We start from the raw sequence: 18,860 nt of genomic DNA, 5'->3' as shown, positions 1-18,860 counted from the left end.
AACGCAGGGCGGTGCGGGACACCGCTGGCGCAGTAGTCCAAACGGCTTGGGGGCAACCCCTTGCCGCAATGACGCGTTGACTGTATATTCGTACAGTATAAGACGATATAAGAGGTGTGGATGTCAATAGTGCGAGCTAGCAGCAAAGCAGAAGCGCTTCGGCTTCTCGCATCGAAAGATGTGCTGGCGCTTGAGCTGGACTATGAAACCGGATGGCAGGACGCCGTCGAACTTGGCCGGCTCGGAGAGAAACGCGGCATCAAAGTGCAATACCGCGGACAGGAGAGCATTGCTGTCCATTCGCGCGAAGCCCTGATCGAAGGGCTGTCTAAGACCAAGACCACCTTCAGGCAGCGCAATCTGTATTGCCAGTTCGATCTCGGCACGCTTGCCGACCATGAACTGCTCGATCTCGAAGCCAAGGCGACCCGACTGGGCGACTACATCCTGGCAGGCCATCTGCTAAGGGATGTGGACGGAGTCTGGCCGCAAGAAGCGCAGTAACACAGACAAGACGCAGCAAGTCCCAAGAAGTCCCAAGAAGTCCCAACAAGACCCGGCAAGACACAGTAATAGGCGTTATTCACGTCAAACGCAGCGGACCTGGCCCATCGCCTCGCCCCGCTGCCGCGACCCACGGCGCCAGCCCTGCCGCGTGATGCGGCCAGACGCGTTTTTCGGCCGGCACCCCGCCGGTACGGGCTGCGAGCCGCCTCGCCAGCCATTCCCCGCCCCCCCAAGTAGTGCAAGACAGGTCACCCTGCGCCGCCATCACGGCGCAATCGCACTACACTGGAATCCTGCCTGCCGATCTCGCACCACGGCCTTTTAGCGTGGGCGACATGCCGAACGGAAGAGACAAACCATGACAGACCTGTCCGCCCCCCTGCTCGATGCGCCGCCGAGCGCCGAGGAAAAGCGCAAGCGCATCTACGCGATCGTGGCCGCGTCTTCCGGCAATCTGGTCGAGTGGTTCGACTTTTACGTCTACGCGTTCTGCGCCATTTACTTCGCGGGGTCTTTCTTCCCCAAATCCGATCCCACGGCGCAATTGCTGAACACCGCCGGCGTATTTGCCGCGGGCTTCCTGATGCGGCCGATTGGCGGGTGGCTGTTCGGGCGGATTGCCGACCGGCATGGCCGCAAGAACTCGCTGCTGATCTCGGTGACGATGATGTGCTGCGGCTCGCTGCTGATCGCCAGCCTGCCTACCTACAACAGCATTGGCGCCTGGGCGCCGGCGCTGCTGCTGGTCGCGCGGTTGCTGCAGGGGCTGTCCGTCGGCGGCGAATACGGCACCACCGCCACCTATATGAGCGAGGTGGCGCTCAAGGGCCAGCGGGGATTTTTTTCGTCGTTCCAGTATGTCACGCTGATCGGCGGGCAGTTGCTGGCGGTGCTCGTTGTGGTGGTGCTGCAGCAGTTCCTCGACGAGGCTGAGCTCAAGGCATGGGGCTGGCGCATCCCGTTCGTGATCGGCGCCATCACGGCGGTGGTGGCGCTGTTCCTGCGCCGCACCCTGCATGAAACGACCTCCGCCGCCAGCCGGGCGAGCAAGGAGGCCGGCACGCTCACGGAGCTGTTCCGCCATCACAAGGCGGCCTTCTTCACCGTGCTTGGCTATACCGCGGGCGGCTCGCTGATCTTTTATACCTTCACCACGTATATGCAGAAGTACCTGGTCAACTCCGCCGGCATGTCGATCAAGACAGCCAGCTACGTGATGACCGGCTGCCTGTTCTTCTACATGTGCATGCAGCCGTTCTTTGGCGCGCTGTCGGACCGCATCGGGCGACGTGCCAATATGCTGCTGTTCGGCTCACTTGGCACGCTGGCCACGGTTCCGATCCTGACGGCGCTCGGGAGCGTGAAAAGCCCCTTTGTCGCCTTCGTGCTGATCTCCCTGGCGCTGGCCATTGTGAGCCTCTACACCTCCATCAGCGGCATCGTGAAGGCCGAGATGTTCCCGACCGAGATCCGGGCGCTGGGGGTGGGGCTGGCCTATGCCGTGGCCAACGCGATCTTCGGCGGCTCGGCCGAGTATGTCGCGCTGGACCTGAAATCGCTGGGCCACGAATCCAGCTTCTACTGGTATGTGACGGTGATGATGGTGATCGTGTTCCTTGTCAGCTTCCGGCTGCCGCGGCAGGCTAAGTACCTGCACCACGAGCACTGACGCGCCAGCGCGTCAGACGGGAAAGGCAGCGCGCTGGCGCGCGCCTGCGCGGCTTGCCACGTGCCTGGGGCCCACGGCCAGCTCGACGCCCACGCCATCGCCAAGCAACAATGCCTGCGACGCCGTGCGCACGCCCATGCCGCCACCGAGGTCATCGGCCCGCAGCCCGAAGGCCGTCTCGCTCGCCCACATGCCCAGCGCAGCGCCATCGCGCTTGAGCGTCAGCACGGCCTTGTGCGAGGTATAGGACAGCCAGCGCCGCGCCACGTGATGCACCGGCAGGCACAGGCGCTCGGCCAGCGCGTCCAGCACGTCGAGGTCCACCGCGCCGGGCAAGGCCAGGCGGCAGGCATTGAGCGGCATCAGCAGCCGGCTGGCAAAGGCGTAGGCGAGCCCGCCGGCCGAGTCATCGTCCGGCATGGCCATCAGCTCGGCGTTGGTGCATTCCACGTAGTCCAGCTCACTGCCACCCAGCAGCTGCCGGCCTAGCAGGTACGCAATCATGAAGCGCACATCCGGCGCCGCCAGGCTATCGCTGTAGAGAATCGTCCAGGCGCCCGTGCCCGTGCGATACAGCGCGCCGTCGAAGCTTTGCAGCCGGGTTGGCTGGACCGAGGAAACCGGATCGTCGCGGCCCAGCGCGCCGGCGGCATCGAGCGCCAGGCGGATGCAGTCCAGCGGCGTGCAGGCGGGCCGCGCGGCGCGGGCCATCAGCGCTGCGATGATCGGGTAGCAAGGCGCGGTGCTATCCGGGCCTGCGTGGTCGTTGCCGGGCACCGCTTGCGATGGCGGCGTATCGAGCCGGCGAGGGGCGCGCATGGACGGAAAACCGGCGTAGCTAGCGGGAACCTTGAGAGCGGCAATAGCCATCGGGGCAGCCTCCGTTGAGACAACAGGACATTGCGTTGCGCGCGTCCATTGGCCAGGCCGATGCACGCTGCCCACAAGTGGCACCAGTGCGGCACGGGCCCTCTCGCGGAGCCCGCCGGTCGTGCCGGCAGGCATCCGCGCCCTCCGATCAGTCGCGCAGCAGCTGCTTGGCGATGATCAGTTGCTGGATCTGCGTGGTGCCTTCATACAGGCGCAGCAGGCGCACGTCGCGATAGAAACGCTCTGCCTTGTACTCGGCGATATAACCGGCGCCGCCATGGATCTGCACGGCGCGGTCGGCCACGCGGCCCACCATCTCGGTGCAGAACATCTTGGTGCAGGAGGCCAGCATGCTGACTTCCGGATCGCTCTTGCCCGGGGTTTTGGCGTCGTAGCGCTGGGCGCAATCGCGCACCATCGACAAGCCGGCGTACAGCTCGGCCTGGCTATCGGCCAGCATGGCCTGGATCAGCTGGAAATCGCCGATCGGCTGGCCGAACTGCTTGCGCTCCTTGGCATAGGCCACGGCATCGGTGATCAGGCGGTGCGCCATGCCGCAGGCCAGCGCCGAGATATGCAGGCGGCCGCGGTCGAGCACCTTCATGGCCGTCTTGAAGCCAACGCCAGGCACGCCGCCGATGATGTTGGCCGCCGGCACGCGCACGTTTTCCAGCACCACGTCGCAGGTCTTGGTGCCGCGCTGGCCCATCTTCTTGTCCGGCTTGCCAAGCGAAATGCCCGGGGTGTTGGCCGGCACGATGAACGAGGAGATGCCCGAGGCGCCGGCACCGCCGGTGCGCGCCATCAGGGTAAATGCGCCCGCGCGCGGTGCGTTGGTGATGAAGCGCTTGGTGCCGTTGATGATGTAGTGGTCGCCGTCGAGCTCGGCCTTGGTCTGCAGCGAAGCCGCGTCGGAGCCGGCATTGGGCTCGGTCAGCGCGAACGAGATCACCAGTTCGCCGCTGGCGATCTTGGGCAGGTATTCCTGCTTCTGTGCCTCGGTGCCGTCCATCAGGATGCCCTGCGAGCCGATGCCGACATTGGTGCCGAAGACCGAGCGGAAGGCAAAGGCTGTGTGGCCAAGGTCGTACACCACGTCGCATTCCTGCGACATCGACAGGCCAATGCCACCGTAGTTTTCAGGGATGGAGATCCCGAACAGGCCCATCTCCTTCATGTCGGCAACGATGTCCGCCGGCACATCGTCGGTTTCCTCGAGCGTGTCTTCCGCCGGCTTCAGGCGTTCGTCGATGAAACGCTGCACCGACGCGCGCAGCAGCGAAAAGGATTCTGCATCCAGGCTCATGGGGATCTCCGGTCAAAGCAAGCAACGATGTGCCCAACATGGTACGCCGTCACCCGTTTTTGACAATCCCACAGGTATTGAACAGAATGGATAATCTCTTTTGACAATCAAGAGAAGGGCACAAAGAAGCATATTCCTGGTGCGGCTGGCCTCCTGCTGGCTAGCGCCCTGCCGCTTCGGCGGCGAAATCGCTAAGCTCCCGCGCCCGGTCCGCCGTCATCTGCATAAAACAGGCAGACGCGTTGACACCGGCGATCGTGCCGCCATCGGGATCGGCCTGGAAGCTGCAATTGGCGTCCCGGAACTTCAGCCAAGCGCGCTGGGCGTCGAGCAATTTTGCTTTCCTGGCGGCAGGCAATGCCTGTTGAAGGCTTTTATAGGCGGCATTCAGCGATTTATCCTGCCGCGCCGTCTCCGCCGCGATGCAGTCGTGCATGCCGGCGGTAGTGACATCCGGACGATCCATGCAGGCCCCGTATTGCTTTGACAACAATTTTTCATCCGCCAGCGCGGCAAAAGACGCGCAAAGCAGCAACGCGGAAAGCAGCGCTTTTTTCATATCGGGTCTGGGGTCTGGGAGGGGGGAATTTGGTGAGGGACGCCATTGGCGCGAGCCTTGCGCAAGGCTTGCGCCAATGGCTTGCCGCAGCGCCCGCAAGGGGAAGCTAGCGCCGGCGGGGCCGGCGCCACTGCGTCAATGAGACAGCAATGCGATCAGGCTTCGGCGATCAGGAAGCGGGCACGGTTCTTACCCAGCCAACCCGGTGCGCGGCCACGGCCGGTCCAGGTAGCGCCAGTCTTGGGATCGCGATACTTCGCGGGCAGGGTGGACTTGGGCTTGGCCGCGGCGCCATTCGCGTTGGCAGCCGGGCGGCCCCGGCGGCGCTTCGGGGCGATGTCGTCGGCCGTCAGCTCATATTCCGCCATCAGGCCCTGGATCTGCGCAATAACGCCCGCCACTTCGCTGGCACGCATCTCGGCCAGCTTTGCTTCGAGCGCTTCCTTCTCTGCAATCAGCTGCTTGTAAGTTGCCATTTTGATTCTCCTGGAGCGGTGTTAATTCAATGATAGGGGAAAATTTGCTGGCATAGCCTACCACGTTTGATTAAAGAAAATCCAATCGCGTAAGAAGTTGATACATCCGACCAGATTTGCACAAGAATAGAAAACGCCGTGGAAACGCCGAATGCGGGTGCGATTGGACGCCGGATCGCACGTGCGATGCCTCCGCATTCCGGATCGCAATGCGGGTTCAGGTAATACCCTATGTGCGGGATTTCTCTGCCATGCCATCGGCGCCATTGGATCCCCCCATTGGATCCCCCCATTGGCATGCGTCCTGACGGTGCATTCATCCGACAGCGCGATGACACAATTTGACAACATCCAGAAAGGTTCCTGAAAGGACATTGCCCTGCAGGCATCGAAGCCGCAATTCCCGTTCTGCCACGAAAAATGTACAGACAATGTGATAAAAAAGCCTGTCGGAGCGCGCCCGGCTTTGCCGTAATTGCCCCCAAACCGGCTAAATGCATGGGCCTGAAGCTAAGCAATATCCACTTTTAGCGCAAGCTCGCCTGCATCCACGCCTGGACTTGATCCTGACTTTGATGCCTGGCATTCAAGCCCCATGCATCATTCAAAAACAGGAGATGGCAATCCGCTAGCGCGATGCAAGCCCCGGCCAACCGGCTCCCGCACGGCGTTTGATACGCGGCATTCGCGCTTGCGCAATCCCGTGTTCACTGTCACTCCAATAGGCGCCGGACCGCATTGCACGGAAAAGACCGCGCGGATTTCTCCTTTCCTTACCGACCGGGCCGGTGATCGCTGGCGCCGGGCCAGGTGCAACACCCCGGCGAATCCGTGTTCTACCCGCTCCTATCCGGCCTGGATGCTTTCGTGGCGCGCCTGGCGCTGGCTGGAATTCGCCACCGATTTCCGGCGCCTGGACCGGCGCATGCACAATCAATCGATGACCGCCGATCACCAGCGCACGGTGGTGAGCGAACGCAATATCGGCAACGGATATGTCTCCGCTGTAGTGGCAATCCGCTCCCCCCGCACTGGAAGAAACCGCTGCTTGCGAAGATCATCGCTTCGACATCAGGGGACATCAGGGGGCATAAGGGAACATAAAGGGAATGCCCCGGCGCGATCCTTTGCGCATCAGCCTTTGACGCAATTGCGTTGTCTTGGCTTGCCCGTCTTTAGATGGCGTGCCGCCATCAGGAGCGGCCAGCATCGCCGGTTCACGCATTGGGCACGCGGCGGCTTGATAAACTGTTTGCCATGCCCGTCAACGCCAGCACGCTTTCACCCGAACAAGAGCAAGCCACCAAATGGACCTGAACGCCTTACGCCTTTTCGTGGACATCGTCGACGCCGGCAACCTCTCGGCTGCCGCGCGCAAGCTCAAGATGACCCGCGCCAACGTGAGCTACCACCTCAAGGCGCTGGAGGAAGCGCTGGGCGTGCAGCTGCTGCGCCGGACCACCCGGCACGTCGAGCCCACGCCCGTGGGCGCCGGCCTGTACGAGCACGGGCGCAACATCCTCGGTGAAGTGGCGGCGGCCAACGCGCTGATCAACAGCATGGGCAAGAGCCTGCATGGCCATGTGCGCTTGTCGGTGCCTACCGGGCTGGGGCACTCGATGCTCTCGCCGCTGCTGGTGAAGTTCAAGCACCGTTACCCCGACATCACCCTCGATGTGGTGTTCGACAACCGCATCCACAACCTGGTCTCCGAAGACGTGGAGGTGGCGCTGCGCATCATCTCCACGCCGCCGGACTCGGTGGTGGCGACCGAGATCGGCGTGGTGGAGTGGGTGGTGTGCGGGTCTCCCGGCTACCTGGCCACGCAGCCGCCCCTGCGCGACCTGGCCGATCTCAAGGACCACGCCATCGTCTGCGCCTCGCCCATCGGCCAGAAGCTCAAGGCCTTCGGCACGCGCGGCACCGGCAGCGACGCCGTGCGCGAGCAAGTGGCGCTGGAACCCACGCTGAGCTCGGAGAATTTCGCCTTCCTGAAGGACGGCGTGCTGGGCGACCTGGGCCTGGGCATCTTCCCGATCTACGCCATCGGCGCGGAACTCGACGCGGGCACCCTGCTGCCCGTGCTGGCGGATTACCACATCAGCGTGTTCGGCAGCCGCCTCTACATGCTGACCATGCCCAACCGCTACCAGACCATGGCCACGCGCTACCTGCTGAACTTCCTCAAGACCGAACTGCAGGCCCTGTGGCCACAACCGCGCCGCTTGCCGGCCATGGATGCGCACGACGAGGCATGACGCGCTGCGCGTGGCACCCCGGCGCCAAAGGCACCGTCTATAGTAGGAAGCGCTAGGGTCCGTCGCGGCCCTGAGCGCAACGTACAGCGAAGGAGACGCATCATGGCCTTGGCTACCACCCTGGCAAATTGCCTCAACAGCAGGAACAGCCGTTTCGACACCATCCGCCATCCCTACACCCTCAGCAGCATGGCCACTGCGGAGGCAGCGCACGTTCCCGGAGATCGCCTGGCCAAGACCCTGTTGCTGGAGGATGACATCGGCTACGTAGCCGCGGTGATCCCGTCCAGCCATCACCTGAACCTGGCAGCCATCTGCGCGCAATCCGGGCGCACGCTGGTACTGGCCCACGAAGAGGAGATCCGCGAAGTCTTCAAGGATTGCGACCTGGGCGCCATCCCGCCGGTAGCCATGGCTTACGGCATGCATACCTACCTCGACGAGGCCCTGCTGTCCCAGCCCGAAGTGTTCTTCGAAGCCGGCGATCACCAGCAACTCGTGCACATGAGCAGCGAACAGTTCGCCGACCTGATGGTCGGTGCCGAGCACGGGCGCTTCTCACGCCACATGATGTAGCGGGCCAAAGCTGCCAAACGGGCCAAAGCCGCGCGCCATGACGACGGCTGTCTCTCCCTCTCCCCTCAGGGGGAGAGGGCCGGGGAGAGGGGTGGCTTAGCTAGGAGCCACGCAAAGCGAAGCCCGTGGGGTTGTCCAGCACGCAGGCGCTACGCGGGAAAGGGAAACGCGACAACGCAGATCCGGCTTCTCCAGGTGTCTTTTTGCCTCGCGCCAGAGGCCTTACTGCAGGCTGATCCCCGACTGCTTGACCAGCTTCTCCGTGCGCGGGATTTCCGCGCCGACCATGGCGTTGAAATCAGCCACCGAACCGCCGCGCGGCTCCGCGCCGGTAGCGGCGAGCCTCTCGCGAAAACCCTGGTCCTTGAGCAGCTTGTTGATCGAGACATTCAACTTGGCAACCACCTCGGCGGGCGTGCCTTTCGGCGCGACAATCCCATACCAGGGCGCGATATCGAAGCCCGGATAGCCCTGCTCGGCAATCGTGGGAATATCCGGCGCCATCGGCGAGCGCCTGGCATTGGAAACACCCAGCGCGCGCAGCTTGCCCGCCTTCACATACGGCAACCCCGTCATGATGGTGTCGAAGTACATCGACACCTGCCCGGAAAGCAAAGCGGGAATCGCTTCGCCCGCGCCTTTGTACGGCACGTGGACGATATCGATGCCGGCCAGCGCCTTGAGCATCTCGCCTGCCATATGCGACGTGGTGCCCGCGCCAAACGACGCATAGGTCAGTTTGCCCGGATTGGCCTTGGCGTAAGCGATCATTTCCGGCAGCGTCTTGAAGGGCAGGCCAGGGCTGGCCAGCAGGATGTTCGGCGTGATGGCCACCACCGCGACCTTCTCGAAGGCGTCTGGATCGTAGCTGAGCTTCTTGTAGAGGAAGCGGTTGGTCACCATGGAGGCGGGACCCGACATCAGCAAGGTGTAGCCGTCTCCAGGCGCGCGCGCGGCTGCCTCGCTGCCGATCATGGCCGCGGCGCCTGGCCGGTTTTCCACGACGAAGGTCTGGCCGTACTCGCGGCCCAGGCCGATGCCGAGCTGGCGCGTGATGAGATCGGTAGCGGAGCCTGCCTGGAACGGCACGACGATGCGCACGGGTTGGGTGGGCCAGTCGTGCGTGGCTTGCGCTGATGCAGGGGAAGCGGCAACCAGGCCGGTGGCCAGCATGGCCGCCAGCGCGATGGCGCCGGTGCGGTGTTGGAGCAAACGGATGGACATGGGATTCCTTGCTTTGCGGAAGTGAAGACGTGAACCGTCGTGGTGGCAGCGACGGGCGATGCGCTTGAATTGCAAGTGCTGTGCCATCCGGTCCGGGCCGGAAAGCCGGTGCGCGCGGACGCGGCGGGGCCGCCCCCGCCGTTACCGTGGTATTGGGTTGGCTAGCGCACCGCGATGGTCAGCGGGGCGTCGCGCCGCGGTGCATCCTGCCTGTGCGGCGCACTGGTCTGGACCGATCCGTGACGGCTCCGGGAACGGCGCGGATCAGGCACTCACGCCACCAGCCTGCGCCACCATCGCGCCCAGCAGCACATTGGCGCCGGCTTCCAGGTGCTCGGGCTTGGCGTCTTCCACTTCGTTATGGCTGATGCCGTCCTTGCAAGGGACAAAGATCATGGCGGTGGGGGCCACCGTGGCGATGTACACCGCGTCATGTCCAGCGCCGGTGACGATGTCCTGGTGCGTGTAGCCCAGCGCCTGCGCCTGCTGGCGCACGTGGCCCACCAGTTCCGGCGCGAACGGCGTGGGGGGGAAATACTGCACGTCATCGATCTGCACGCCGAGCGGGTTGCCCGTGGTCTTGCCTTGCGCGAGCGCGTCGCAGGCCGCGCGCAGGCGGGCATCCATCTCGGCCAGCTTGCCAGCGTCCTGGTGGCGCAGGTCCACCGTGAACTTCACCGTGCCGGGAATCACATTGCGCGAGGCCGGATGGACATCGAGCACGCCCACCGTGCCGCGCCCGTGCGGCGCGAAATCGTGCGCGATGCGCACCACCTCCTGCAGGATGAATGACGCGCCATACAGCGCATCCCGGCGCAGCGGCATCGGCGTGGGGCCGGCGTGGGCCTCCATGCCGGTCACGGTCACGTCGTACCAGCGCAGGCCTAGCGAGCCGGTCACCACGCCGATCACGTTGTCGGCGTCTTCCAGCACCGGGCCCTGCTCGATATGCGCCTCGAAATACGCGCCGATCTCGCGCCCGCCAACTTCGGCGCTGCCGGCGTAGCCGATGGCACGCAGTTCATCGGCCACGCGCTTGCCGTCGTTGTCTGTCGCATCCAGCGCGGTCTGCAACGGGAAGATGCCGGCAAACACGCCCGAGCCCATCATCACCGGCACGAAGCGCGTGCCTTCCTCGTTGGTCCAGATTGCCAGTTCCAGCGGCGCCTCGGTCTGCACGCCCTGCTCATTCAGGGTACGCATGACCTCCAGCCCGGCCAGCACACCAAAGCAGCCGTCGAACTTGCCGCCCGTGGGCTGCGTATCGATATGGCTGCCGGTCATCACGGGCGGCAGGCTGTCGTTGCGCCCGGCACGGCGGCCGAAGATATTGCCGACCTTGTCAACCGTGACGGCAAGGCCGGCATCGCGCATCCAGCCCGTGACCAGGTCGCGCCCCTGGCCGTCAAGCGCGGTGAGCGCCAGGCGCGCGTTGCCGCCGCGCGGCGTGGCGCCAATGCGCGCCAATGCCATCAGCGACTGCCACAGGCGGTCGCCATCGATCTTCAATGTCGTCATGTCGGCTCTCCTTGTACAAGCGGAATCGGGTAGCGCAAGCGTTGTGGCACGTGGCTCAGGCCATGGCGGGTACGAGGCCCGACAAAAAGGAATCGAGCGCCGGACCGATCGCCTCGACCTCGTAGCCGCCTTCCTGCACCACCACCGTGGGCACGCCCAGCGCATTGATGCGCTCGCCGATGCCGCGATAGGCATCCAGCCCCACGCGCAGCACGCTGATGGGATCGTGGATGTAGGTGTCGAAGCCCAGTGCCAGCACCAGTGCCTGCGGACGGTAGTCACGCAGGGCATCGAGCGCGTTGTCGAGCGCGCCGAGAAAGCCGGCGTCCTCGGTGCCGTGCGGCAGCGGGAAGTTCAGGTTGTAGCCGTAGCCCGCGCCGTAGCCGCGCTCATTGGCGTAGCCGGTATAGAAGGGGTAGTACGCGCTCGGATCGGCGTGCAGGGAGATCGTCATCACGTCGGAGCGCTGGTAGAAGATCTGCTGCGTGCCATCGCCGTGGTGCGCGTCCACGTCGAGCACCGCCACCTTGTCGAAGCGCTTGAGCAAGGTCTCGGCGGCGATGGCTGAGTTGTTGACGTAGCAAAAGCCCACCGCGCGGTCGCTGTGCGCATGGTGGCCGGACGGGCGCGACAGCGAGTAGGCGATGCCTTGCCGGTCCTGCTGCTCGCACACGTACTCGGCGGCGGCCACGGCGCTGTGCGCGGAGCGCAGGATGGAGCGCCAGCTCTGCGGCCCGAGCGGCGCGCTCAGGTCGCCGAGGTAATAGCCGGCCTGGGCAATGATGGAATCCGTCGGGCACGGCACGCGGCGCGGCTGGTCCACGCGCCCGTTGTAGTAGGGCGAAAGATTGGGCAGCACTTCGATGCCCGGCTCGAACCCGGGCCGCGCCAGCGCCATCCAGCGCTCGTACGCATAGCCAAGAAAATCGAGATACGCCGGGCTGTGCACGGCCTCCAGCGGCGCGCGGCCAAAGTCGGCCGGCTCAGCCAGCGTGATGCCGCGCCCGGCCAGCGCGCGTTGCAACGCATGGGCCCGGGCGGGCACGTCGGTGGGTTCGCACAGGCGGCCCGCACGCATGAACTGGCGGGGCTGGTGCAGCAGTTGGTCATCCGAGAAGAAGGCGCGCATGATTGTTTTTTTGGGTGAGACTCACGGTTTCCCGGCTGCGGGAGGCGGCGCAACTGGCTTGATCTCGATTTCCACGAACACGCATTCGCCTTCGTGCGCGTTGATCACGTTGTGTTCGACGCCCGCGCCACGGTAGTAGGCGTGGCCCGCCACGAGCTGGCTGACGACTTCGCCGTCCGGCGTCTCCAGCCGCAGCGCGCCGGTGGTCATCGGCACCACCACGTAGTCGTAGCCGTGGCGGTGATGCCCGGTCTGCGCGCCCGGCGCAAAGCGCCACTCGGTAACGACCACGCGATCATTGTCCACCTGCACGGTGGGTACGGCCTGGGGTCTGCTCATGGTGGTTTCTCCTGATGACGCGTTGCGTTGTGCCGAGGGCTTAGCGGTCCACGCCGCCCATGCAGAGGTACTTGACCTCCAGGTATTCCTCGATGCCGTACGAGGAGCCTTCGCGGCCCAGGCCGGATTGCTTGACGCCACCGAAAGGCGCCACCTCGTTGGAGATCAGGCCGGTGTTGATGCCCACCATGCCGTACTCCAGCGCCTCGGCCACGCGCCAGATGCGGCCGATGTCCCGGCTGAAGAAGTACGAGGCCAGGCCGAACTCGGTATCGTTGGCCATGTTGACCACTTCCTCGTCGCTGGTGAAGCGGAACAGCGGCGCGAGCGGTCCGAAGGTTTCCTGCTTCGCCACCACCATGTCCGGCGTGACGCCGGCCAGCACGGTGGGCTCGAAGAACGTGCCGCCCAGGCTGTGGCGCTTGCCGCCCGTGAGCACGCGCGCGCCTTTTCCCAATGCATCGGCAATGTGCTGCTCCACCTTGGCGACCGCGTCTTCATTGATCAGCGGGCCTTGCAGTACGCCAGGCTCCAGGCCGTGGCCGACCTTGAGCTTGCTCACCGCGGCGACCAGCTTTTCGGCAAAGGCGTCGTACACCTTGTCATGCACGTAGAGGCGGTTGGCGCAGACGCAGGTCTGGCCGGCGTTGCGGTACTTGGACGCCATGGCGCCTTCCACGGCGGCGTCCAGGTCCGCATCGTCGAACACGATGAAGGGTGCGTTGCCGCCGAGTTCCAGCGACAGCTTCTTGATGGTGGGCGCCGACTGGCGCATCAGGATGCGGCCGACTTCCGTGGAGCCGGTAAAGCTGAGCTTGCGCACCACCGGGCTGCCGGTCAGCTCGCCGCCGATCTCGATCGAGCTGGTGGCGTCGCCCGTCACCACGCTCAGCAGGCCGGCGGGCAGGCCCGCGCGTTCGGCCAGCAGCGCCAGCGCAAGTGCCGACAGCGGTGTGTCTTCCGCCGGCTTGAGCACCATGGCGCAACCCGCCGCCAGCGCCGGGCCGGCCTTGCGGGTGATCATGGCCAGCGGGAAGTTCCACGGCGTGATGGCCGCGCACACGCCAACCGGTTCCTTGACCACCAGCAGGCGCTTGTCGGACGCGGGCGTGGCCAGCACGTCGCCGTGGACGCGCTTGGCTTCCTCGGCGAACCACTCCAGGAAAGAGGCGGCGTAGACGGCTTCTCCGCGCGCCTCGGCCAGCGGCTTGCCTTGCTCGGTAGTCATCAGCACGGCGAGGTCGTCGGCATTGGCCAGCATCAGGTCGTACCAGGCGCGCAGCACCTGGGCACGCTCGCGGGCCGTCTTGCGGCGCCACGCGGCCTGCGCCACGCGGGCCGCCTCGATGGCGCGGGTGGTTTCCGCCGCGCCCATCAGCGGCACGGTACCGATCAGCGAACCGTCGGCGGGGTTGGTCACGGGGAAGGTGGCGCCGCTGTCGGCGTTCTGCCACTGGCCGCCGATAAAGGCTTGCGAGCGCAGCAGGGTGGGGTCTTTGAGTTGCATGATCGTTCTGGTTCTCTCTGTCTGTTCGTGAATGGCTTCGTGGATCGCTTCGTGGATGGCTTCGTTTCAGCGCGTGAGCACGTCGGCCAGGATATCCAGCCCTTCGTCCATCACCGCGTCGGAAATCGTCAGCGGGAACAGGAAGCGGATCACGTTGCCGTACACGCCGCAGGACAGCAGCAGCAGGCCTTGCTCCAGCGCGCGGTTCTGCACCTCGCGCGTGAACTCCGCATCCGGCGCGCCGTCGGCGCGGCGGAATTCCACCGCCACCATCGCGCCCAGGCCACGGATCTCGGCAATCTGCGGCACGCGCGCTTTGAGCGTTTCCAGCCGCTCTACCAGGCGCTGGCCGAGTGCCGCGCCACGCGGGATCAACTGCTCGCCTTCCAGCACGTCCAGCACCGCCAGCGCCGAGGCCACGGCCAGCGGATTGCCGGCATAGGTGCCGCCCAGGCCGCCGGGCGCGGGGGCGTCCATCACCTCCGCGCGGCCACACACCGCCGACAGCGGCATGCCGCCGGCCAGGCTCTTGGCCATGGTGGTGAGGTCCGGCGCCACGTCGTAGTGCTCCATGGCGAAGAGCTTGCCGGTACGGCCGAAGCCGGTCTGCACTTCATCGGCGACCAGCAGGATGCCGTGCTCGTCGCAGATCGCGCGCAGCGCCTTGACGAAGGCCGGCGGCGCCACGTTGAAGCCACCCTCGCCCTGCACCGGCTCGAAGATGATGGCGGCCACGCGCTTGGGATCCACATCGGCCTTGAACAGGTGCTCCATTGCCTTGAGCGAGTCCTCCACCGACACGCCATGCAGCGCGCACGGGTACGGCGCGTGGAAGACCTCGCCGGGGAACGGGCCAAAGCCCACCTTGTACGGCACCACCTTGCCGGTCAGCGCCATGCCCATCATGGTGCGGCCGTGGAAGCCGCCGGAGAAGGCGATCACGCCCGGGCGGCCGGTCGCGGCGCGGGCGATCTTGATGGCGTTCTCCACCGCCTCGGCGCCGGTGGTGAAGAACGCCGTCTTCTTGGCGCTGCGGCCTGGCGCGCGCTGGTTGATCCGCTCGGCCAGCTCGATATAGCTGGCGTACGGCACGATCTGGTAGGCGGTGTGCGTGAAGCGCTCAAGCTGGCGTTGTATGGCTTCGACCAGCCGCGGGTGGCGGTGGCCGGTGTTGAGCACGGCGATGCCGGCGGCGAAGTCGATATAGCGCTTGCCTTCCACATCCCAGATCTCCGAATTCTCGGCACGCTCGGCGTAGAAGTTGCACATCACGCCAACGCCACGGGGCGTGGCGGCATCCTTGCGGCGAACCAGTTCGGCATTCTTCATCTGTTGCTCCATCTTTGATATCGGTTGTGCTGTCGGGGTTGTACTGTCGGGATCAGTGGGATCAGGCCGCGGCGCGGATCAGGGCCGGGTCCCACTCCTTGCCCGGAATCGCGGCAATCAGCCGCTGCGTGTAGGCATGCTGCGGCGCGTCGAAGATCTGGTCTGGCGGGCCGGACTCCACCACGCGGCCCTTGTGCATCACGATCACGTGGTGGCAGATCTGGGCGGCCACGCGCAGGTCGTGGGTGATAAAGATCAGGCCGATGTTCAGCCGCTTCTGCAGGTCGCCCAGCAGTTGCAATACCTGCGCCTGCACCGAGACATCCAGCGCGGAGACGGATTCATCGGCCACCAGCAACTTGGGATCCAGCGCCAGCGCGCGCGCAATGCCAATGCGCTGGCGCTGCCCGCCGGAGAACTGGTTGGGATAGCGGTCGAACGCGGAAGGCTCCAGGCCCACCAGCTGCAGCAGCTCGCGCGCGCGCGCCTGGGCCTGCGCCAGCGGCACGCCATTGGCGACAGGCCCATCGGTGATGATGCGGCCCACCGTATGGCGCGGGTTGAGCGAGGCGAACGGATCCTGGAAGATCATCTGCACATCGCTGCGCAGCGGGCGGAACTGGCGCTCCGTCAGCCGGGCGATGTCCTGCCCGTCGAACAGCAGCTCGCCGCCATCGATGTCGGTCAGCTTGAGCAGGCATTTGCCGATGGTGGACTTGCCCGAGCCGGATTCGCCAACGATGCCGAGCGTCTGCCCGCGCCGCACGCTGAAGCTCACGCCGTCCACGGCGTTGACCACGCGCTTCTTGCTGAACAGGCCACCGCCGGAGGAATACGTCTTGCGCAGGTCGCGCACCTCCAGCACGGTCTCGGCCGCCTGCTGGTCGCGCGCCTTGGCGCGCCCGTGCGGCACGGCGCCGATCAGCCGCCGCGTATAGGGATGCTGCGGATGGTTGAGCACCTGCTGCACCGGGCCTACCTCCACCAGCACGCCTTTCTCCATCACCGCGACGCGGTCGGCGATTTCCGCCACCACGCCAAAATCGTGCGTGACGAACATCACGCCCATGCCTTTGTCCGCCTGGATGCGCTTGATCAGCGCCAGGATCTGGGCCTGCGTGGTCACGTCCAGGGCAGTGGTCGGCTCGTCGGCGATCAGCAGCGCCGGCTCCAGCGCGAGCGCCATGGCGATCACCACGCGCTGGCGCTGCCCGCCGGACAGGCGGAACGGATAGCTGTGGATCAGCGTGGCCGGATCGGGCAAGCCGACGAACTCCAGCAGGTCCAGCACGCGCTTTGTCCGCGCCTCGCCGGGGTAGGCGTCGTGCACGCGCATGACCTCGGCAATCTGGTCGCCCACCGTCATCACGGGGTTAAGCGCCGACAGCGGCTCCTGGAACACCATGGCCATGGCCTTGCCGCGCATGGACAGCAAGGTCTGCTCATCCTGCGTGAGCAAGTCCTTGCCCTGGAACAGGATCTGACCGCCCTGCGGCTTCAGGTACGGCGGCAGCAGGCCCATGATGGCGTTGGCGCTCATCGACTTGCCCGAGCCGGATTCTCCGACGATGCAGAGAATCTCGCCGGCGTGCAGGTCGTAGCTGACATCCTTCACCGCGTGCGCACGGTCACCGCCCGTGGGCAGCGCGATGGTGAGGTCGCGCACGGATAGCAGCGGTAGCTTGTCTTGTGCTTGCATGGTGGCGTCTTCCTTGTCGTTACTCGCCACGGCGGCGCAGTTGCGGGTTCATGGCGTCGTTCAGGCCTTCGCCGATCAGATTGATGGACAGCACCGTCAGCAGGATCGCCACGCCGGGCCACACGCTCATCCACCAGGCTTCGCGGATCATGGTGCGGGCCGCGCCGATCATGAAGCCCCAGCTCATCATGTTGCGGTCGCCCAGGCCCAGGAAGGACAACGCGGATTCCGTCAGGATTGCCGTGGCCACCATGAACGAGGCCGACACGATGATGGGCGACATGGCGTTGGGCAGGATCTGCGTGAGGATGATGCGCAGCGGCTTCTGCCCGATCACCACAGCGGCCTGCACGAACTCGCGCTGCTTGAGCGTGAGGAACTCGCCGCGCACCAGGCGCGCCACCGGCGGCCAGGACACCACCGAGATGGCGGCCACGATGGAGTAGATGGTGGGATTGAAGATCGCCACGATCACCACCGCCATCGCCAGCTGCGGGATGGTCTGGAAGAACTCGGTAAAGCGCATCAGCGCGTCGTCGATGCGTCCGCCGCAGTAGCCGGCCACCGACCCGATCAGGATGCCGAACACCAGCGCCACGCCGGTGGAGATCACGCCCACCAGCAGCGAGACGCGCGCGCCGTACAGCATGCCAGCGGTGATGTCGCGCCCGAGCATGTCGGTGCCAAAGGGAAACGCCGCGTCGGCAAACGGACGCACCAGCGGATCGCCCACCATCAGCCAGGGCGACTCCTCGTACAGCACCGGCGCCAGCAGCGCCACGGCAACCACCAGCAGCAGCACGACCAGGCCGATCACGGCGCCGTAGTTGCGGCAATAACGTTGTGCGAAGGCTTTCATGCCGTGGCTCCCTTGCCGCCCACCGAGATGCGGGGGTCGATGAAGCGGTAGACGATATCGGTCGCGAGGTTGAAGAACACAACCAGCGCCGAGGTGACAAAGAAGATGCCGAGCAGCAACTGGTAGTCGCGTTGCAGCAGGGCATCGAACATCAGCCGGCCAATGCCCGGCCAGGAGAACACGGTTTCGGTCAGCACCGCGCCGCCTGCCATCTGGCCGAGCTGGATGCCGGCAAAGGTAATGACCGGCAGCAGCGCGTTGCGCAGCACGTGCACGCGGATCACGCGGCCCGCGGGCACGCCCTTGGCGCGCGCGGTCTTGACGAAGTCCATGCCCATCACTTCCAGCATCGAGGCGCGGGTCAGGCGCACGTACACCGCCATGAAGAAGCAGCCGAGCGAGATGGTGGGCAAGATCATGTGCAGCGCCACATCCTGGATGCGCGCCAGGCCGGTATAGCCTGCGCCGATGGTTTCCATGCCAAACGCCGGCAGCCAGCCCAGCACCACAGAGAACAGGATGATGGCCATCAGCGAGAGCCAGAACAGCGGCGTGGCGTACAACAGCAGCGCCGCGGACATCACCGCGCTGTCGATCCAGCGCCGCTTGTTCTCATAGCGCGTGCGCGCCGAGATCACGCCGAGAAACACGCCAAGCACGAGGGAAAAGACAAAGGCACCGCTCATCAGCACGATGGTGGCGGGCAGCCGGTCCAGGATCAGGTCGAGCACCGGCAGGTGATTGCGATACGAGTAGCCAAGATCGAGCTTGGCCACGCCCTTGAGGTAGATGCCAAGCTGCGTGAGCACCGGCTGGTCCAGCCCGAACTGCTGACGCAACTGGCCAACGAAGGCGGCATCGCCCGCGCCGGCCTCACCCGCCAGCACGGTGGCGGGGTCGCCGGGCGCCATGCGGATCAGGAAGAAATTGATGATGACCACGCCGAGGACGACCACGAGGGCCTTCCACAGTCGGGATAGCAGGAAAGAGAGGAAATTCACGGCATGCTCCACGCACGCGCCGGGCGGATGGCCC

17 protein-coding genes are annotated in these 18,860 nt (G+C 65.3%); 4 read left to right on the top strand and 13 right to left on the bottom strand.

Annotation, left to right across the window (positions count from 1 at the left end; all coding sequences use genetic code 11):
- Positions 1-120 precede the first annotated feature (120 nt).
- Together A9975_RS22935 and A9975_RS22930 are read left to right on the top strand one after the other, a co-directional pair.
- A complete protein-coding gene (locus tag A9975_RS22935; protein WP_183034802.1) occupies positions 121-504 on the top strand; it encodes a PHA-granule associated protein 4 in 384 nt (127 codons plus the stop codon).
- Positions 505-865: 361 nt separating this feature from the next.
- Positions 866-2,176 carry an MFS family transporter gene (locus tag A9975_RS22930; protein ID WP_183034801.1) on the top strand — a complete coding sequence of 437 codons (1,311 nt, stop codon included), beginning with the start codon at positions 866-868 and terminating at the stop codon, positions 2,174-2,176.
- 12 nt (positions 2,177-2,188) lie between these two features.
- On the opposite strand, the gene A9975_RS22925 is transcribed toward A9975_RS22930, so the two are convergent.
- From A9975_RS22925 to A9975_RS22910, 4 genes are all read right to left on the bottom strand, one after another.
- Positions 2,189-3,046: a hypothetical protein gene (locus A9975_RS22925; RefSeq protein WP_183034800.1), complete on the bottom strand. Its 858-nt coding sequence runs from the start codon at positions 3,044-3,046 to the stop codon at positions 2,189-2,191.
- A 148-nt stretch (positions 3,047-3,194) separates the two neighbouring features.
- Positions 3,195-4,352, bottom strand: coding sequence for an acyl-CoA dehydrogenase family protein (locus tag A9975_RS22920; RefSeq protein WP_150986502.1), 1,158 nt, complete (start codon positions 4,350-4,352; stop codon positions 3,195-3,197).
- 160 nt (positions 4,353-4,512) lie between these two features.
- Positions 4,513-4,911: a lysozyme inhibitor LprI family protein gene (locus A9975_RS22915; RefSeq protein WP_183034799.1), complete on the bottom strand. Its 399-nt coding sequence runs from the start codon at positions 4,909-4,911 to the stop codon at positions 4,513-4,515.
- Positions 4,912-5,066: 155 nt separating this feature from the next.
- The gene (locus A9975_RS22910) at positions 5,067-5,387 is read right to left on the bottom strand and encodes an H-NS histone family protein (RefSeq protein WP_150986501.1); all 321 of its coding nucleotides are present in this window, start codon (positions 5,385-5,387) and stop codon (positions 5,067-5,069) included.
- A 1,307-nt stretch (positions 5,388-6,694) separates the two neighbouring features.
- Between A9975_RS22910 and A9975_RS22905 the strand changes: the two genes are divergently transcribed.
- Both A9975_RS22905 and A9975_RS22900 read left to right on the top strand, forming a co-directional pair.
- Positions 6,695-7,645, top strand: a complete 951-nt coding sequence (locus A9975_RS22905) for a LysR family transcriptional regulator (RefSeq protein WP_150986500.1) — start codon at positions 6,695-6,697, stop codon at positions 7,643-7,645.
- A gap of 102 nt (positions 7,646-7,747) precedes the next feature.
- The gene (locus A9975_RS22900; RefSeq protein ID WP_183034798.1) at positions 7,748-8,221 is read left to right on the top strand and encodes an aminoacyl-tRNA deacylase; all 474 of its coding nucleotides are present in this window, start codon (positions 7,748-7,750) and stop codon (positions 8,219-8,221) included.
- A gap of 222 nt (positions 8,222-8,443) precedes the next feature.
- On the opposite strand, the gene A9975_RS22895 is transcribed toward A9975_RS22900, so the two are convergent.
- From A9975_RS22895 to A9975_RS22855, 9 genes are all read right to left on the bottom strand, one after another.
- Positions 8,444-9,445 carry a tripartite tricarboxylate transporter substrate binding protein gene (locus A9975_RS22895; RefSeq protein WP_183034797.1) on the bottom strand — a complete coding sequence of 334 codons (1,002 nt, stop codon included), beginning with the start codon at positions 9,443-9,445 and terminating at the stop codon, positions 8,444-8,446.
- Positions 9,446-9,709: 264 nt separating this feature from the next.
- Entirely contained in the window at positions 9,710-10,963 is a 1,254-nt protein-coding gene (locus tag A9975_RS22890) for a Zn-dependent hydrolase (protein WP_183034796.1), read from the bottom strand.
- 55 nt (positions 10,964-11,018) lie between these two features.
- Positions 11,019-12,092: a histone deacetylase family protein gene (locus tag A9975_RS22885; RefSeq protein ID WP_183034795.1), complete on the bottom strand. Its 1,074-nt coding sequence runs from the start codon at positions 12,090-12,092 to the stop codon at positions 11,019-11,021.
- Positions 12,093-12,113: 21 nt separating this feature from the next.
- A complete protein-coding gene (locus A9975_RS22880; protein ID WP_150986495.1) occupies positions 12,114-12,431 on the bottom strand; it encodes a cupin domain-containing protein in 318 nt (105 codons plus the stop codon).
- Between the two features lie 40 nt (positions 12,432-12,471).
- Entirely contained in the window at positions 12,472-13,938 is a 1,467-nt protein-coding gene (locus tag A9975_RS22875; protein WP_183034794.1) for an NAD-dependent succinate-semialdehyde dehydrogenase, read from the bottom strand.
- 66 nt (positions 13,939-14,004) lie between these two features.
- Entirely contained in the window at positions 14,005-15,267 is a 1,263-nt protein-coding gene (locus tag A9975_RS22870; RefSeq protein ID WP_183034793.1) for a 4-aminobutyrate--2-oxoglutarate transaminase, read from the bottom strand.
- 61 nt (positions 15,268-15,328) lie between these two features.
- Positions 15,329-16,966: an ABC transporter ATP-binding protein gene (locus A9975_RS22865; RefSeq protein WP_183034792.1), complete on the bottom strand. Its 1,638-nt coding sequence runs from the start codon at positions 16,964-16,966 to the stop codon at positions 15,329-15,331.
- A gap of 19 nt (positions 16,967-16,985) precedes the next feature.
- Positions 16,986-17,825, bottom strand: a complete 840-nt coding sequence (locus tag A9975_RS22860) for an ABC transporter permease (RefSeq protein ID WP_150986491.1) — start codon at positions 17,823-17,825, stop codon at positions 16,986-16,988.
- The gene (locus A9975_RS22855) at positions 17,822-18,826 is read right to left on the bottom strand and encodes an ABC transporter permease (RefSeq protein ID WP_150986490.1); all 1,005 of its coding nucleotides are present in this window, start codon (positions 18,824-18,826) and stop codon (positions 17,822-17,824) included. Before A9975_RS22855 ends, A9975_RS22860 begins: the two co-directional genes overlap by 4 nt.
- Positions 18,827-18,860: the final 34 nt, after the last annotated feature.

This window comes from Cupriavidus sp. UME77 (assembly GCF_014170355.1).
In the GTDB taxonomy this organism is placed as follows: Bacteria; Pseudomonadota; Gammaproteobacteria; order Burkholderiales; family Burkholderiaceae; genus Cupriavidus; species Cupriavidus basilensis.
Note: the sequence above shows the minus strand (reverse complement) of the source record. Positions and strands in the feature narration are given on the sequence as shown.

Bases quoted from the DNA above. Each gene is read 5' to 3' on its own strand.
- A9975_RS22890 (WP_183034796.1), bottom strand. From the start codon at position 10,963: ATGACGACATTGAAGATCGATGGCGACCGCCTGTGGCAGTCGCTGATG.
- A9975_RS22925 (WP_183034800.1), bottom strand. From the start codon at position 3,046: ATGGCTATTGCCGCTCTCAAGGTTCCCGCTAGCTACGCCGGTTTTCCG.
- A9975_RS22895 (WP_183034797.1), bottom strand. From the start codon at position 9,445: ATGTCCATCCGTTTGCTCCAACACCGCACCGGCGCCATCGCGCTGGCG.
- A9975_RS22920 (WP_150986502.1), bottom strand. From the start codon at position 4,352: ATGAGCCTGGATGCAGAATCCTTTTCGCTGCTGCGCGCGTCGGTGCAG.
- A9975_RS22935 (WP_183034802.1), top strand. From the start codon at position 121: ATGTCAATAGTGCGAGCTAGCAGCAAAGCAGAAGCGCTTCGGCTTCTC.
- A9975_RS22865 (WP_183034792.1), bottom strand. From the start codon at position 16,966: ATGCAAGCACAAGACAAGCTACCGCTGCTATCCGTGCGCGACCTCACC.
- A9975_RS22860 (WP_150986491.1), bottom strand. From the start codon at position 17,825: ATGAAAGCCTTCGCACAACGTTATTGCCGCAACTACGGCGCCGTGATC.
- A9975_RS22870 (WP_183034793.1), bottom strand. From the start codon at position 15,267: ATGAAGAATGCCGAACTGGTTCGCCGCAAGGATGCCGCCACGCCCCGT.
- A9975_RS22885 (WP_183034795.1), bottom strand. From the start codon at position 12,092: ATGCGCGCCTTCTTCTCGGATGACCAACTGCTGCACCAGCCCCGCCAG.
- A9975_RS22875 (WP_183034794.1), bottom strand. From the start codon at position 13,938: ATGCAACTCAAAGACCCCACCCTGCTGCGCTCGCAAGCCTTTATCGGC.
- A9975_RS22915 (WP_183034799.1), bottom strand. From the start codon at position 4,911: ATGAAAAAAGCGCTGCTTTCCGCGTTGCTGCTTTGCGCGTCTTTTGCC.
- A9975_RS22905 (WP_150986500.1), top strand. From the start codon at position 6,695: ATGGACCTGAACGCCTTACGCCTTTTCGTGGACATCGTCGACGCCGGC.
- A9975_RS22930 (WP_183034801.1), top strand. From the start codon at position 866: ATGACAGACCTGTCCGCCCCCCTGCTCGATGCGCCGCCGAGCGCCGAG.
- A9975_RS22880 (WP_150986495.1), bottom strand. From the start codon at position 12,431: ATGAGCAGACCCCAGGCCGTACCCACCGTGCAGGTGGACAATGATCGC.
- A9975_RS22910 (WP_150986501.1), bottom strand. From the start codon at position 5,387: ATGGCAACTTACAAGCAGCTGATTGCAGAGAAGGAAGCGCTCGAAGCA.
- A9975_RS22900 (WP_183034798.1), top strand. From the start codon at position 7,748: ATGGCCTTGGCTACCACCCTGGCAAATTGCCTCAACAGCAGGAACAGC.